A 13,419-nucleotide genomic window follows, 5' to 3' on the forward strand; every position below is an offset into this window, starting at 1 on the left:
TCCGCACATGGAAAATCGGGACGTCGACCGCACCCTCGGCCTGCTGTGGCGCCGCCGGCTGGGCGTACCGCAGGGCACCCGCGGGCCGAAGCAGCGGTTCAGCGTCGACGAGGTGATCCGGGCCGGGATCGCGGTCGCCGACGAGGAAGGGCTGCCGGCGTTCTCGATGCGCAAGGTCGCGGACCGGCTCGGGCTGAAACTGATGTCGATCTACACCTACGTGCCGGGCCGCTCCGAACTGATCGGCCTGATGGTCGACGAGGTCATCGGGGAGCGCGAGCACCCGGCGCACACCGGCACCCCGCGCGACCGGCTCACCGGCGTGGCCCGGCACATGTGGGACGAATACCACCGGCACCCGTGGCTGCTCCAGGTCGAGGAAAGCCGGCCGTGGATCGGGCCGCACGGCTCCGACCGGTACGAATGGCAGCTCGCCGCCATCGAGGGCGAAGGACTCACCGACATCGAGATGGACCAGGTGATCACCACCCTGGCCGCCTTCACCGCCGGCACCGCGCGCATGTCGATCGACGCCCGGCGCACCGCCGAACAATCCGGCGTCAGCGACGCCGAATGGTGGGAGGTGAACGCGCCGCTGCTGGAGAAGGTGATGCCGCCGGACGCGTACCCCATCTCCGGCCGGGTCGGCACGACCGCCGGCGAGGAGTACAACGCGGTCGCCGACCCGGATCGCACGTTCCGCTTCGGACTGCAACTCCTGCTGAACAGCATCGACATGCTGCTCACCCGCCGCACGTGACAGTCCCGGCCGCGCGGGCTGTCGGGGATCGCGCGGCGGGCCCGGATCGCGAGGTAACGTCGCGGAATGGACGTTCTGGTGGTCGGCGGACACGGCAAAATCGCACTGCAACTGCTCGGGCTGCTCGCGGCGCGGGGTGACCGGGCCCGCGGCCTGATCCGCAAACCGGAGCAGGCGGCCGACCTGGAAGCGGTCGGTGCTGTCCCGGTGCTCGGTGACCTCGAGGCGGACGCGAGCCTGGAGCCCTACGTCAAAGGTGCCGACGCCGTGGTGTTCGCCGCCGGCGCCGGGCCGGGCAGCGGCGACGCGCGCAAGGCGACCGTCGATCTGGGCGGAGCGGTCAAGCTGACCGATGCGGCAAAGGCCCTGGGGGTACGCCGATACGTCATGATCAGCTCGATCGGCGCTCAGGATCCGGGGGCGGCGACCGGCTCGATGGTGCCCTATCTGAAGGCCAAGGCCGACGCCGACCGCTACCTGATCGACAGCGGTCTCGACTGGACGATCATCCGGCCCGGCGGTCTCACCGACGAGCCGGGCACCGGCCGGGTCCGGCTCACCACCGACCTCGGTGGGCGCGCGTCGGTCCCGCGCGCCGACGTGGCGGCGGTCCTGGCCGAAGCGCTGCTCGTCCCGTCGACGATCGGCGTGGTCGCGGAGCTGTTCACCGGGGACGTCCCGATCGGCGACGCGGTGCGCGCGCTGCGCTGAGGCGGTGCGCCCGGCGCGCTGGAATCGGCGCTGCGCCGGGCGTCGGCGCGGGTGCTGAGCCGGCGTCGGCGCGGGTGCTGAGCGGCGTCGGTGCGGGCGCTGCGCTGGGCGTCGTCGCGGGCGCTGAGCCGGGCGTCGGTGCGGGCGCTGAACCGGGCGTCGGTGCGGGCGCTGCGCTGATCGAAAACGGTCGGCGGGGGTCAGCGGCGGCGGATGGTCCAGATCGCGGCTGCGGCGAGGGCGAGCAGGGCGACGGCGCCGAGGAGCAGCAGGGAGGCCACGGGCACGTCGCCGGGCCGCTCGGCGGCGGCTGTCAGGAGAGTCGTCATGCCGCACAACACGTTCATGAAGGTCGATCGGTTCGGTGGGTGTCGGCTAGCTGTCACTCTCCCGCGGCGTTTGGAGGCAACGGTGACACTGACCGGTATGGACCACGAGACCGCGCTGGCGTCGCTCTTCTCGGCTCAGGGGCGGCTTGACCCGTACCCTGCCTATGACGCCCTCCGGGAGCACGCGCCGATCTTCAAGGCGCTTGACGGGCGCTGGTTCGTCACCACCCACGAGCTGACCAACCGGATGATGCGGGAGCCGAGTCTGCGGGTCGCGGAAGCGGCCGACTACGACGGTTTCTGGCCGGACTGGCGGGAGAACCGGGCGGTCGCGTCGATAGTGATGTCGATGCTGCAGTTCAACCCGCCGGAGCACACCCGGGTGCGCCGGGCCGCGGCCGCCACGTTCACCGCACGCCGGGTCGCCGGCATGCGCGACGTGATCACCGCGATCACCGGCGAACTGATCGAGGAGATGCCGCCGAACGCCGACTTCATCAGCGCGTTCGCCTACCCGCTGCCGATCGCGGTGATCTGTGCCCTGCTCGGCGTGCCCGCATCCGACCGGCCGTGGTTCCGGCAGCGGGCCACCGACCTGACGGTGGTCCTCGAGCCGATCAGCTCGGACGAGGAGATGCGGCGCGCCGACGTGGCCGGGCGCGAACTCGAGGACTACTTCGTCGGCCTGATCGCCGAGCGCCGCCGCTCCCCGCGCGAGGACCTGACGAGTGCGCTCGCCGCCGACGGTTCCGGCCTGACCGGTCAGGAGCTGCTCGCGAACCTGGTGCTGCTGCTCGTCGCCGGCTTCGAGACCACGACGAACCTGCTCGGCACCGGCCTGCAGATCCTGATGGACCTGCCCGAGCAGGGCGACCGGCTGCGGCAGGAACCGGCGCTTGCGGAGGGGTTCGTCGAGGAGGTCCTGCGGTACGACTCCCCCGTCCAACTGACCACCAGGTTCACGAGCACACCGCTCGACCTGCCCGACGGGCGCACCCTGCCGGCCGGCGACATGCTGACCATGCTGCTCGGGTCGGCGAACCGTGACCCGGCCCGCTACCCCGACCCGCACCGCTTCGACCCGGACCGCCCGAACATCCAGCCGGTGTCGTTCGGCGGCGGTGCCCATTACTGCCTCGGCGCGCCGCTGGCCCGACTGGAGGCGCAGGTCGCGTTCCCGCTGCTGCTGCGCCGCCTCCCCGGGCTGCGGCTGACCGGCCCGGGCGAGCGCCGCGACCGGCTGGTGCTCCGCGGTTACGCCTCCCTGCCGATCGCCACCGACTGACCCAACCGGGCCGACCCGGCCGACCCGGCCGACCAGAAAGCCACTCACCCGCCGCCGCCCGCGCACCAACCCCGCGCCCCCGGCCCCGGCCCCAAGTGGCGCCGAACGCGCGCCCATAGCGAGATGTTGATCTGCTAGCGCTACGAAATCGCTGTGATCAAGGGGTTAAAACCGCGATTTCGCACCGCTAGCAGATCAACACCGCCCCGCGAGCCCAACGCAGCCGACCGCAGCCACTTGCCCAGGGCAGGCACCAGAGCACCAGGGCCGAGAGCCGAGAGCCGAGAGCAGGCAACACCACGCCGCACCCCTCCGCCTCGCCCGCCGCCGCATCAACATCCAGCGCGCCATGCCCGGCAACCCTGACCAGCGCAAAGCGGGCACAAAGAGTTCGCGCTGCCTGCTTGACGAGACAATAGGGACACCACCCCGGCGGTCAGTCGCCCTTGACGTTGACGATCTGGCGCAGCGTGTGGCGGATCTCGACCAGGTCGGCGGCGTCGCGCATCACCACGTCGATCGGCTTGTAGGCCTGCGGGATCTCGTCGAGGAAGGCGTCGGTGTCCCGGAACTCGATGCCCTTCATCGCGGCCCGCAACTGTTCCCGGGTGAACGTCTTGCGCGCCTTCGTCCGCGAGTAGGCGCGGCCGGCACCGTGCGGTGACGAGTTCAGCGAGGTCGCGTCGCCGCGGCCGACGACCACGTAGGACGCGTCACCCATCGAGCCGGGGATCAGGCCGGGCCGCCCACGTTCGGCGTTTATCGCGCCCTTGCGGGACAGCCAGACCTCTTCGCCGAAGTGCGTCTCCCGCTCGGTGTAGTTGTGGTGGCACTGCACGCGTTCCCGTTCCTCGACCGGGCCGCCGACGAACGCGGCGAAGCAGTCGATCACCCGGTCCATCATCTCGTCCCGGTTGAGCAGGGCGAAGTTCTGTGCCCAGCGCAGCTCCCGCAGGTAGGCGTCGAATTCCGGGGTGCCCTCGTCGAGGTACGCGAGATCCCGGTCGGGGACGTCGAGCCCGCGGTCCTGTGCCACCCGGATGTGATGGGCGGCGATCTTGTTGCCGACACCGCGCGAGCCGGAGTGCAGGAACAGCCAGACCGTGTCCTTCTCGTCCCGGCACACCTCGATGAAGTGGTTGCCGCTGCCCAGTGTGCCGAGTTGCAGGTGCCAGTTCTTCGCGTACCGGCCAGGGTCGAAACCGGCCGCCTCGGCCTCCGCGGTGAGCTGCTCCACCCGTCGGCGCGCCGAGTCGGTGAGCCGGGTGTTGTACGACCCGGCGGAGAGCGGCACCGCCCGCTCGATCGCGGTGCGCAGCGTGCTCAGCCCGGGGCCGAGGTCGTCGCGATGGTACTGCGTGCGGACCGCCGCCATCCCGCAGCCGATGTCGACGCCGACCGCCGCCGGGATGATCGCGCCGAGCGTCGGGATGACCGAGCCGACGGTGGCACCCTTGCCGAGGTGGGCGTCCGGCATGAGCGCGATGTGCGGGTGGATGAACGGCAGCTGGGACGCTTTCTCCGCCTGCCGCAACGTCTCCTCCTCGAGGAGGCTCGCCCAGTTCACCAGCCGGTCGTTGATCCGCTGCATCACGCCCCGATTCTGCCGTTGATCAAGCATGGAGTCCCCTGATCGGATCACTTCAACCCCGGCGCAGCTGGGCGACGATGGACGGGTCGGTGATGGCCGTGTCGTCGGCCAGCAGGAACGCCTTGCTCAGGATGATCGACAGCCGGTCCTCCTCGAACGGGACGAACTGCGGGAATCTCGCGGCCCGCCGGGCCGGGACGATGCACAGGTAGTCGTTGCCCATCCGGATGTTCGCGCTGCCCAGATGGATCCGGTAGGTGTGCAGGTCGCCCCGGACCACCAGGTGCCGCTCGGTCAGCTCGCACCGGGCGGCGATCCGGGTGCGCGGCAGGATCCGGGCCAGGGCGGCGCGCCGGACCTCCGCGGTGGCGGTGAGCTCGGCGTCGCCGGCCTGCTGCCAGTAGTCGCGGTGGTGGTCGGGCCAGAGCGGGTCGGCCGCGATCGAGGTGACCGAGACGAACAGGTCGACGTCACGCAGGGCCTCGCTGAACACCAGCGGTGGCACCTCGGTGAGCGGCACGGTCCGCCAGGTGCCTGCGGCCCGGTGGTCGAACCACACCCGGTCGGTGCTCGCGCACGCGACGCCGCCGTCGACGTCGTCCCGGTAGTCGTGGCGCATCGCGACCCGCCACGCCCCGCCGGCCAGCACACGGGTGGCGTCGCCGGTGTCGCCGGCATCCCACGGGCCGAGCATCGGCGGGTCCCAGCCACGGGCCTTGAACAGTGCGTACAGCTGCTTGTAGTGCACGATGTGCGCGGCGAACCGGTTGGTGTGGGTGCCGGTCTCCTCCTCGGCCGGGGTGAGCCGGTAGACCTCGCGGAACACCTGTTTGAACGGTTGCCGCAGCTCGCGGGCGGTCAGCAGGTCACGCCACGCCGCGACCTCGCCGGGCGTGGCGTGCAGCGGATGCCAGAGCCGAATCTCGGCGTCCGATGGCGGCTCCGCGACGGCGGCGCCGTCCGCGCCGATGAGACCGCCGTCGACCGGCAGCACTGCGACGCCCCCGACCTCCCAGACCAGGCGACGCACCACGGCCCGGCCGAGCCCGTTGCCGGCCAGCTCCTCGCGCCAGCGCCGCACCGGCAGCGCGTGACCGGTGGCGAACCCGGCCTCCAGCGACCGGACGAGCGTGCCCAGATGCCCCTTGACCTGCTGAGCCAGGGCACGCACCTCCGTCACGGCGTCGGGGTGGTCGCGCCGCACCGCTGCCGGGACCGTGGCCGACAGCCGGCCGCCGGGCCGCCGCCACGCCAGCTCCACGCCGCCGGTGAGGGTGAGCACCGCCTCGTGCTCCCCCACCGGCACGACGCGCTGCTCGTCCGGCCCGAAACCCAGGTCCGGCAGGCGCAGCGCGATGTCGGGCCGGTCGCCGAGGGAGCGCACGATCCTGGCGAACTTGCGGTCCAGCTGCTGGTGCACGCCCTTGTGCCGGGAGACGGCCCGGGCCTCCCGCAGCGCCGCCAGCGTCTCCGGGGTGGGCAGGACCTCGATCGCCCGGGCCACCTCGTAGAGCAGGGCCTGCGACGGTAGCGTCCGCGCCGCGGTCGGCGCGACGGCCACGTCGAGCAACAGCTGTCGCAGCGTGTCGAGCAGCCACGGCTCGTCGCGGAGCAGGGCCACCCGGACAGCCCGGCCCACCGCCGCGACCTCGTCGGCGGCGAGCGCGGCGTCGGCCTGGTAGCGGGCCCGGCCGGCGTGGATCTCGGCCAGCCGGTCGCGGGCGGCTGTCACCGCACGACGGGTGAACTCCGGGTAACCGGGCACGGCCGCCAGACGTTCCCAGGCGTCGGGCAGCTCCGGCGGCGAGAAGTAGGACCGGGTCTCGCCGACCTCGGCGACCAGGGCCAGCGCGACCGGGCCGGCGGCGGACGCGGTCTCCAGCTCGTCGGTGGCGATCGGATGCAGCAGCCCCCCGGCGACCTTCGCGGCGATGCGGGCGGGCCGGTCACCGCCGAGAGCGATCAGAGCGGCGGACGCGTACACCGCGATGCCCGTCCCCCGGCGCAGATGCATCGTCACCAACTGGCGCGCCAGCCGCACCGCCTCCGCGGCGGGCGGCCCGGAACAGCGCAGCAGCGCGCCGGCGGCCGGCACCGGACTCCCGCCGTAGTCCCCCGCCCGCGCCCGGGCGACGAGGGCCGCGAGCAGCGCGGTGAACGCCTCCGGGGTGAACGCCGGCTGCCGGGCCGCCGTCGCGAGGTCGGCGGGCATCAGCCACCGGCCAGGGGCACGAGCCGCAGGAACGTCACCTCGGTGCCGGTGGGCAACTCGAGCACCTCGTCCAGATCTTCGACCTGACGGTCACCGACGAGCACCACGAACCCGTTGCCGGCGAACGCCGTGACCGCCCGGTCGAACCCCTCGCCGGCGGCCCGGCGGCGGATCAACTCGCGCAGCGTCAGCCGCTCCGCGGGAATCTCCAGCCGCGACCGCGCGGGCGGCGCCCCGGTGGTCGCCTCGTCGACGACATCAATCATCAGCACGGCGGTGACGGTGCCACAGGGGTCCGACAAAAACGGGTACCGGCCGGTCGGCCCATGGACAGCCCCGATCCGGACCGTCCACTATGGCGCGGAAGATCGACGTGAGGAAGACCATGACGAACCCGCGGTACGACGTCATCGTGGTCGGGGCCCGCTGTGCCGGTGCGCCGCTCGCGATGCTGCTTGCCCGGCAGGGCCATCGGACGCTGCTGGTGGACCGGGCGACGTTCCCGAGCGACACCGTCTCCACCCATGTCATCCACCCGCCGGGCGCGGCCGCGTTGCGCCGGTGGGGTCTGCTCGACCAGGTGGCGGCGACCGGTTGCCCGCCGGTCGGGCGGTACTCGTTCGACTTCGGACCGCTGTCGCTGGCCGGTGCGCCGGGCACGCCCGAGTCGCCGTACGCCTATGCGCCCCGCCGCACCCTGCTCGACAAGATCCTGCTGGACGCCGCCGCGGCCGCCGGCGCCGAGGTCCGCGAGGGTTTCACCGTCGACGAGCTGATCGTTGACGACGACCGGGTGACCGGCATCCGTGGCGGCGGTGTCACCGAGCACGCCCGCGTCGTGGTCGGCGCGGACGGCCGCAACTCGGTGGTCGCCAAGGCGGTGGGTGCCTCGGTCTACCAGGAGCAGGCGCCGCTCACGGTGGGCTATTACGCGTACTGGAGCAATCTGCCGACCGGCACCTTCGAGGCGTACAGCCGGCCGGGCCGCGGCTGGGCGGTCTGCCCCACCAACGACGACCTCACCATGGTGATCGGCGGGTGGCCGCACGCCGAGCTGGCCGAGCACCGCAACGACGTCGAGGCGGAGCTCATGCGTACGTTCGCCATGTCTCCCGCCTTCGCCGAGCGGATCCGGTCCGCCAAGCGGGAGTCGCGGCTGGTCGGCACGTCGGTGCCGAACTACTTCCGGGTGCCGTGGGGCCCGGGCTGGGCGCTGGTCGGCGACGCCGGCTACAACCGCGACTACATCACCGCGCAGGGCATCACGGACGCGTTCCTGGACGCGGAGAACCTGGCCGGCGCCCTGCACGCGACGCTGTCCGGCGCCGCGAAGGAAACCGAGGCGGGCGTCGCCCACCAGGAACGCCGGGACGCCCGCGCGATGCCCTTCTACCAGATGACGCTCGGCATCGCGGCCCTCCAGCCACCGGACGAGCAGATGGTCCAGCTGGTCTCCGCGATCGCCGGCGACCAGGACAAGGTGGATGCCTTCATGCGGCTGAACTCCGGCGTCACGTCACCGGCGGATTTCTTCACCCCGCCGAACCTGGGCAGGCTGATGACCAAGGACGACTGACCACACCGGGAGGCGGGCGGCCACGGCCGCCCGTAGTGTCAGCCCCGCCGGCGCCCGCGGTGTCAGCGCAACCAGCGGCCCCGGTGCCAGCGCATGCCGCCGAGCACCACCGCCACCACGACGACGCAGGTGAGCACCACACCGGCGGCGCCCCAGACGACCATCAGCACGTTGAGGCCGGCCCAGACCAGGCTGCCCAGCACCGCGAGCGCCAGCAGCCACTCTTTGGAGAGCTGGCGCGGCCCGGCGAACGCGGGATCTTCCGCGGCCAGCCGTCCGACGATCCGGTCGAACTCACGGCGTGTGTCTTTGGTCGACATCCCGGTCACCACCCTGTCCGCGGCTGCGCCCATCGCGGCCTTGCCATACCCACGAACGGTACTGTGCGAACGCGGGATTGCCAGACCCCGCAGCTCTTTCTCCCGGTCACCAGCCGGCCAGCACCTTGCCTAAGGCAACCACTACGGTACGGGACTCCGCCGCGCTCATCCGGCTGGTGAGGTGCCGTTCGATGCCGGCGAGGTAGACGGGTGCCGCCTCGCGCAGCCGGGCGCGGCCGGCATCGGTGATGGTGGCGTAGGCGGATCGCCGGTCGTCCGGGTTGCTCTCCCGGGTGACCAGGCCGACGGCGGCGAGCGCGTCGACGACCCGGCTGGCCCGGGTCCGGCTCACCACCGCCCGCCCGGGCAGCCGCCCGGCCGCCGGACCGGGAGTTGACACGGCCTTCTATCGTCACGCCGTGATCGGGGGATGGTGGCGGGTGCGGCTGATCGCCGCCCTCGCCGCCCTGTTCTTCCTGGCCGTCGCGGTCGGCATCCGGGTGCTGGCGGGTGACGGCATCCTGAGCAGCGCCGGGCCGGTCGCGCAGCACTCCGGGACCGCCCTCTACGCCGCGCTGATCTATGCCGGCGCGTTCGTCGCGGCCCCGCGCCTGCGGCCGCCGGTCGCGGGCGCCCTGGCGGTCGTCTTCTGCTGGGCCGTCGAGCTGTTCCAGCTCACCGACGTGCCGCGGCAGCTCTCCGAGCAGAGCATCGTGGCGCGGCTGGTGCTCGGCGCCCGGTTCGACCCGGTCGACCTGCTGTGGTACCCGGTGGGGGTGCTCCCGCTCGTCGCGCTCCACCAGCTGTGGGCGCGGCGCGAGCCGGAGCACCCGATGACCGTGCCGGAGCGGGTCAGGCGTGGCTCACGGTGAGGCTGTAGAACTTGACCTTCGCGCCGTTGGACGTGCTCTCCGAGGATGACTGGTTGTAGGAGCCGGCCTTGAAGTACTGCCGGTACGGGTGGAACGCCGACGGGATCGTGTAGGTGCTCCTCACCCCGTCGACGGTCAGGCTGAGCCGGTTGCCGACGACGTTGAGGACGTACGTCCACTTCGTACCCGTCGGCACGTTCTTGATCTTGTGGAGGGTCTGCCCGCTGGCGTCCGGGGAGTTCTGGGTGCCGAGGTAGATGTCGCCGTTCGCGCGGTAGTAGAGCTCGGCCAGCGGCTTCGTCGACGGTCCGCCGGTGCCGAGCTTGACCTGCCCGACCGCCACGTTCTTGGTCACCGACACGACGCGCAGCTGGGCGCTGAGCGTGTGGTTGCCGGCCAGGGTCCAGTTGGCGGCACTGCCGTCGCGGTTCATCTCGCGCAGCTCCGAGCGGGCGTACTTGGAGTTCGGCGTGGTGACGCCCTTCTCCGGCGCCCAGAACGTCATCGATCCGTCATTCTTGTCGGTCCAGAAGAAGCTCGGGTTGGTGTATCCGCCGGCGCCCTTGAGCCGGGCCGGCGAGATGGTGTCCGGCTTGCCGGGCGAACCGGTCGGCAGCTGGAGTTGCCATACGGCCAGGTCGAAGTTGCCGCCGGGCGGCAGGTTGGGGTCGAGAGCGGCGGCCGACGCGCTGGTGATGCCCGCGGCGCCGAGGGCGCCGACGACGACGGTCGAGACGGCGAGGGCGAGGAAGGTGCGTTTCCGCATGGGGACCTCATCGGGGGTACGGAGAACGGGGATGCCTCCAATAAAGTCGTCCATCGATACGTCGTCAATAGTTAGTAAGCTTAAATAACATTAAGTTGCCCAGCCGCCGACCACCGACCGGTGACACCTCTCCGGCTCGTCGCCACAGCTCACGTAAAGAGCGGTGAGCAGTGGCACGGCGTGCTCCAGCGCCGGCTGCGGCAGCGGGCCGGTGACGACCAGCGAGGCCAGCCCGTGCCCGATCATCCAGGCCCGGGTGGCGACGGCGAGCGGGTCGGTGTCGTCCCGGAAGCGCCCGGCCAGCCGGGCCCGGCCGGCGGCGTCGACCAGGCCGTGCAGCGTCTCGTCGGCCGCGGCCGGATCCTCCAGCTCGAAGCCGGCGTCGAACATGATCCGGTACAGGTCCGGGCCGGCGGCCGCGTTCGCCAGGTACGCCGCACCCAGCGCGGCCAGGTCACGCACCGGGTCGTCGGTCCGCGGCACGCGGTCGAGCCGGGCGGCCAGGCGGGTGAACCCCTCCTGCCGCATCGCCCGCCACAACCCGTCCATCCCGCCGAAGTAGGTGTAGACGGCCATGGTCGACACGCCGGCACCGGCGACCAGCGACCGCAATGTGATCGGCTCCCGATCCCGCAGCATGCGGGCCGCCCGCTCGATCAGCAGGGTACGGATTGCCGGGTCTTTCAACCTCACCATGGCCCCACAATACATAGCGGTGCTATGTTCTGGGCATGAGCATCGAACTGAGAAACCCGGACGGACTGCCGAAGCCCGACGTCTACCGCCAGATGTCCATCGCCACGGGGTCACGGCTGGTGTTCCTGGCCGGGCAGGTGGCACGGGACAGCGAGGGCAACCCGGTCGGCCCCGGCGACCTGGCCGCCCAGGTCGAGCAGGCCTATCTGAACATCGGCACAGCACTGGCCGACGCCGGCGGCTCGTTCGACGACGTGGCGAAGCTGACCGTCTACATCGTCGACTGGTCGCCGGAGAAGATGCCCCTGCTCGGCGAGGGCGTGAACCGCGCCGCGGCGAAACTCGGCGTCGACCCGGTCAAGCCGATCACCCTGCTCGGCGTGGCCGCGCTCGGCGAACCGGACCTGCTGGTCGAGGTCGAGGCGACAGCCGTCCTTGATTGACGCCGGGCGGGCTATCCCGCCGGGGTGCGGGCCACCTCGTCGAGGTAGGCGGCGGTCAGCCGGTCGAGCACGGACCCGGTGCCGGGCGGGCGGGGCACGCCCAGGTGCAGTTCGCGCAGCTCGGCCATGAAGTCCTCCCACAGCTCGGGCCCGCCGCGCTCCAGCAGCTCGGCGCGGATGGCGAGGTCGCGGGTGACCGGCAGGTGGCGCCGGCCCCAGGCGCCGAGGTGCGCCAGGACCGGGACGAGCTGGATGGCCGGTTCGGTGAGACTGAGCAGCAGGCGCTGCTTGTGACCGGGGTCGGGCACCGATGTGATCATGCCGACGTCGGTGAGCCGGCGCAGACGGTCGGCGAGGATGTTCGACGCGATGCCCTCTTCGCTCTGGGTGAGCAGGGCCCGGAAGTGCCGCCGGTTGCCGAACATCATGTCCCGGATGATCAGCAGGGACCACTTGTCGCCCAGGATCTCCAGCGAGAGGTTGATCGGGCAGCCGGACCGGCGTTCCTCGGTGGTTGTCAACATGCCCCTCCCCCTGCCACTTGCACTCTACAACCGGTCCGCGTGGTTGGCTGACGCAGAACAGGGCCACCCCAGCGGGGTGACCCTGTTCGACCGATCCGGATCAGATGCGAGCCGCGACGGTACGGCCGGCGTCCGCGCACGCCTCGTGGGCGGACTTGCGCATCAGGGTGGCCATCTCGGTGAACTGGTCCAGCGCCGGGTTCACGCCGACCAGGGTGAACTCGCGCTCGATCAGGGTGAGGTCGGCACCCCAGATGTCACCGACGACGCGGCGCAGGTAGTCGGTGTTGTGGTCCCAGCCCTCGCGCGGCGTGCCGGGGCCGTAGGCGCCACCACGGGTGGTGAGCACGACGACCGGCTTGCCGTCGAGGTACTTCTCACCGTTCTCGCCGCCGGCCATGGCCAGGTCGATCCAGGCCTTGGCGTGCTGCGAGACGCCGTAGTTGTAGAACGGCAGCGCCAGGATCGCCGCGTCGGCGTTGCGCAGCTCGTCGGCGAGCGTGCCGGCGAGAGCGACGGCGTTCTTCTGCGCCTCGGTGCGCTGGTCGGCGGGGACGTAACCGGCCGAGACCGCGGTGGCCCAGGCGTCGGCGGGCAGAGGGTTCGCGCCCAGGTGACGGCGCACGAACTCGGTGTTCGGGTTCGCCGCTACCAGTTCCTTCTCGACCAGGTCGGCGAGCTCGGAGCTCGCGGAGTTCGGCCCGAGGATGCTGGCATCGATACGCAGGACGGCCATATTGGCGACTCCCATGTCACAAAAACGTGGACTTGAACCTTCAACACGAAGAGTGCCACGCGGGTGTTGAATGTTCAAGTGCCTAGGTCAGGTATCGTCGTTCTTCGTGAGCGACAGCACAGAAGTACCGTGGCTCTCCGAGCCGGAACGCAGCGCCTGGATAGCGCTCACCACCATGTTCGCGAGCGTGCCGCCCGCCATCGACACGCAGCTCAAGCGCGATTCGGGCATCAACTTCTTCGAGTACCAGATCCTGTCCTGGCTCTCGATGACCGACGACCGGGTGATGCGCATGGGCACGCTCGCCCACCTGGCCGGCGGTTCGCTCTCCCGGCTCTCGCATGCGGTGACCCGCCTGGAACGACAGGGCTGGGTCGGGCGGCGCACCACGGACAGCGCCGAGGGCCGCTGCGTCGAGGCGCTGCTCACCGACGCCGGGATGGCGGTCGTGGTCGCCGCCGCGCCCGGTCACGTGCGCGAGGCGCGGCGGGTCGTCTTCGACGCGCTGACGCCCGAGGAGGTCGGCCAACTGCAGCGGATCGCCGGCAAGCTCGTGCTCGCGGCGGCACCGGAGATGGCCGGCTGCCTGAAAGCCTGA

The 13,419-nt window shown here is 71.5% G+C and carries 17 protein-coding genes; 7 read left to right on the forward strand and 10 right to left on the reverse strand.

What is annotated here, in order from left to right; genetic code table 11:
* The first annotated feature begins 7 nt into the window (after window positions 1-7).
* Both LPA41_RS03670 and LPA41_RS03675 read left to right on the forward strand, forming a co-directional pair.
* Window positions 8-760: a TetR/AcrR family transcriptional regulator gene (locus tag LPA41_RS03670; RefSeq protein WP_229068286.1), complete on the forward strand. Its 753-nt coding sequence runs from the start codon at window positions 8-10 to the stop codon at window positions 758-760.
* A 66-nt stretch (window positions 761-826) separates the two neighbouring features.
* On the forward strand, window positions 827-1,471 hold the full coding sequence (locus LPA41_RS03675; RefSeq protein ID WP_229068288.1) for an SDR family oxidoreductase: 645 nt from the start codon (window positions 827-829) through the stop codon (window positions 1,469-1,471).
* A 200-nt stretch (window positions 1,472-1,671) separates the two neighbouring features.
* On the opposite strand, the gene LPA41_RS41685 is transcribed toward LPA41_RS03675, so the two are convergent.
* The gene (locus LPA41_RS41685; RefSeq protein WP_255689189.1) at window positions 1,672-1,800 is read right to left on the reverse strand and encodes a hypothetical protein; all 129 of its coding nucleotides are present in this window, start codon (window positions 1,798-1,800) and stop codon (window positions 1,672-1,674) included.
* 82 nt (window positions 1,801-1,882) lie between these two features.
* Here LPA41_RS41685 and LPA41_RS03680 point away from each other — a divergent pair, with 82 nt between their 5' ends.
* Window positions 1,883-3,085: a cytochrome P450 gene (locus tag LPA41_RS03680; RefSeq protein WP_229068290.1), complete on the forward strand. Its 1,203-nt coding sequence runs from the start codon at window positions 1,883-1,885 to the stop codon at window positions 3,083-3,085.
* A 436-nt stretch (window positions 3,086-3,521) separates the two neighbouring features.
* Here LPA41_RS03680 and LPA41_RS03685 read toward each other — a convergent pair whose 3' ends face one another.
* Genes LPA41_RS03685 through LPA41_RS03695 form a run of 3 tightly spaced genes read right to left on the reverse strand, consistent with a single transcriptional unit; the run spans window position 3,522 to window position 7,154 of the window.
* Window positions 3,522-4,676 carry an RtcB family protein gene (locus tag LPA41_RS03685; protein WP_229068740.1) on the reverse strand — a complete coding sequence of 385 codons (1,155 nt, stop codon included), beginning with the start codon at window positions 4,674-4,676 and terminating at the stop codon, window positions 3,522-3,524.
* 52 nt (window positions 4,677-4,728) lie between these two features.
* Window positions 4,729-6,888 carry a DUF4132 domain-containing protein gene (locus LPA41_RS03690; protein ID WP_229068291.1) on the reverse strand — a complete coding sequence of 720 codons (2,160 nt, stop codon included), beginning with the start codon at window positions 6,886-6,888 and terminating at the stop codon, window positions 4,729-4,731.
* A complete protein-coding gene (locus LPA41_RS03695; protein ID WP_229068741.1) occupies window positions 6,888-7,154 on the reverse strand; it encodes a hypothetical protein in 267 nt (88 codons plus the stop codon). Before LPA41_RS03695 ends, LPA41_RS03690 begins: the two co-directional genes overlap by 1 nt.
* A gap of 107 nt (window positions 7,155-7,261) precedes the next feature.
* Here LPA41_RS03695 and LPA41_RS03700 point away from each other — a divergent pair, with 107 nt between their 5' ends.
* Window positions 7,262-8,464, forward strand: coding sequence for an NAD(P)/FAD-dependent oxidoreductase (locus LPA41_RS03700; RefSeq protein WP_229068293.1), 1,203 nt, complete (start codon window positions 7,262-7,264; stop codon window positions 8,462-8,464).
* Between the two features lie 62 nt (window positions 8,465-8,526).
* Here the strand turns inward: LPA41_RS03700 and LPA41_RS03705 are convergent, their stop codons facing one another.
* Both LPA41_RS03705 and LPA41_RS03710 read right to left on the reverse strand, forming a co-directional pair.
* Window positions 8,527-8,784 carry a hypothetical protein gene (locus tag LPA41_RS03705; RefSeq protein ID WP_229068295.1) on the reverse strand — a complete coding sequence of 86 codons (258 nt, stop codon included), beginning with the start codon at window positions 8,782-8,784 and terminating at the stop codon, window positions 8,527-8,529.
* A gap of 106 nt (window positions 8,785-8,890) precedes the next feature.
* Window positions 8,891-9,184 carry a MarR family transcriptional regulator gene (locus tag LPA41_RS03710; protein ID WP_229068297.1) on the reverse strand — a complete coding sequence of 98 codons (294 nt, stop codon included), beginning with the start codon at window positions 9,182-9,184 and terminating at the stop codon, window positions 8,891-8,893.
* Between the two features lie 19 nt (window positions 9,185-9,203).
* On the opposite strand from LPA41_RS03710, the gene LPA41_RS03715 reads away from it, so the two are divergent.
* Window positions 9,204-9,656 carry a DUF2809 domain-containing protein gene (locus LPA41_RS03715; protein ID WP_229068298.1) on the forward strand — a complete coding sequence of 151 codons (453 nt, stop codon included), beginning with the start codon at window positions 9,204-9,206 and terminating at the stop codon, window positions 9,654-9,656.
* On the opposite strand, the gene LPA41_RS03720 is transcribed toward LPA41_RS03715, so the two are convergent.
* Both LPA41_RS03720 and LPA41_RS03725 read right to left on the reverse strand, forming a co-directional pair.
* Entirely contained in the window at window positions 9,637-10,422 is a 786-nt protein-coding gene (locus tag LPA41_RS03720; protein ID WP_229068300.1) for a polysaccharide lyase family 7 protein, read from the reverse strand. The genes LPA41_RS03715 and LPA41_RS03720 overlap by 20 nt on opposite strands.
* Window positions 10,423-10,512: 90 nt before the next feature.
* On the reverse strand, window positions 10,513-11,118 hold the full coding sequence (locus LPA41_RS03725; protein ID WP_229068302.1) for a TetR/AcrR family transcriptional regulator: 606 nt from the start codon (window positions 11,116-11,118) through the stop codon (window positions 10,513-10,515).
* A gap of 35 nt (window positions 11,119-11,153) precedes the next feature.
* Between LPA41_RS03725 and LPA41_RS03730 the strand changes: the two genes are divergently transcribed.
* Complete coding sequence (locus tag LPA41_RS03730; RefSeq protein WP_229068303.1) at window positions 11,154-11,561, forward strand: RidA family protein; 408 nt, start codon at window positions 11,154-11,156, stop codon at window positions 11,559-11,561.
* Window positions 11,562-11,572: 11 nt separating this feature from the next.
* On the opposite strand, the gene LPA41_RS03735 is transcribed toward LPA41_RS03730, so the two are convergent.
* Both LPA41_RS03735 and LPA41_RS03740 read right to left on the reverse strand, forming a co-directional pair.
* Window positions 11,573-12,085: a helix-turn-helix domain-containing protein gene (locus LPA41_RS03735; protein ID WP_229068305.1), complete on the reverse strand. Its 513-nt coding sequence runs from the start codon at window positions 12,083-12,085 to the stop codon at window positions 11,573-11,575.
* A gap of 100 nt (window positions 12,086-12,185) precedes the next feature.
* Window positions 12,186-12,836, reverse strand: a complete 651-nt coding sequence (locus tag LPA41_RS03740; RefSeq protein ID WP_229068307.1) for an FMN-dependent NADH-azoreductase — start codon at window positions 12,834-12,836, stop codon at window positions 12,186-12,188.
* Between the two features lie 91 nt (window positions 12,837-12,927).
* Between LPA41_RS03740 and LPA41_RS03745 the strand changes: the two genes are divergently transcribed.
* A complete protein-coding gene (locus tag LPA41_RS03745; protein ID WP_229068308.1) occupies window positions 12,928-13,419 on the forward strand; it encodes a MarR family winged helix-turn-helix transcriptional regulator in 492 nt (163 codons plus the stop codon).

This window comes from Actinoplanes sp. DH11 (genome assembly GCF_020873875.1).
In the GTDB taxonomy this organism is placed as follows: domain Bacteria; phylum Actinomycetota; class Actinomycetes; order Mycobacteriales; family Micromonosporaceae; genus Actinoplanes.

What these genes read in the sequence shown, in the direction of transcription:
- LPA41_RS03670 (WP_229068286.1), top strand. Translation starts at nt 8, where the DNA reads ATGGAAAATCGGGACGTCGACCGCACCCTCGGCCTGCTGTGGCGCCGC.
- LPA41_RS03690 (WP_229068291.1), bottom strand. Translation starts at nt 6,888, where the DNA reads ATGCCCGCCGACCTCGCGACGGCGGCCCGGCAGCCGGCGTTCACCCCG.
- LPA41_RS03740 (WP_229068307.1), bottom strand. Translation starts at nt 12,836, where the DNA reads ATGGGAGTCGCCAATATGGCCGTCCTGCGTATCGATGCCAGCATCCTC.
- LPA41_RS03735 (WP_229068305.1), bottom strand. Translation starts at nt 12,085, where the DNA reads ATGTTGACAACCACCGAGGAACGCCGGTCCGGCTGCCCGATCAACCTC.
- LPA41_RS03705 (WP_229068295.1), bottom strand. Translation starts at nt 8,784, where the DNA reads ATGTCGACCAAAGACACACGCCGTGAGTTCGACCGGATCGTCGGACGG.
- LPA41_RS03675 (WP_229068288.1), top strand. Translation starts at nt 827, where the DNA reads ATGGACGTTCTGGTGGTCGGCGGACACGGCAAAATCGCACTGCAACTG.
- LPA41_RS03695 (WP_229068741.1), bottom strand. Translation starts at nt 7,154, where the DNA reads ATGATTGATGTCGTCGACGAGGCGACCACCGGGGCGCCGCCCGCGCGG.
- LPA41_RS03730 (WP_229068303.1), top strand. Translation starts at nt 11,154, where the DNA reads ATGAGCATCGAACTGAGAAACCCGGACGGACTGCCGAAGCCCGACGTC.
- LPA41_RS03685 (WP_229068740.1), bottom strand. Translation starts at nt 4,676, where the DNA reads ATGCAGCGGATCAACGACCGGCTGGTGAACTGGGCGAGCCTCCTCGAG.
- LPA41_RS03720 (WP_229068300.1), bottom strand. Translation starts at nt 10,422, where the DNA reads ATGCGGAAACGCACCTTCCTCGCCCTCGCCGTCTCGACCGTCGTCGTC.
- LPA41_RS41685 (WP_255689189.1), bottom strand. Translation starts at nt 1,800, where the DNA reads ATGACGACTCTCCTGACAGCCGCCGCCGAGCGGCCCGGCGACGTGCCC.
- LPA41_RS03725 (WP_229068302.1), bottom strand. Translation starts at nt 11,118, where the DNA reads ATGGTGAGGTTGAAAGACCCGGCAATCCGTACCCTGCTGATCGAGCGG.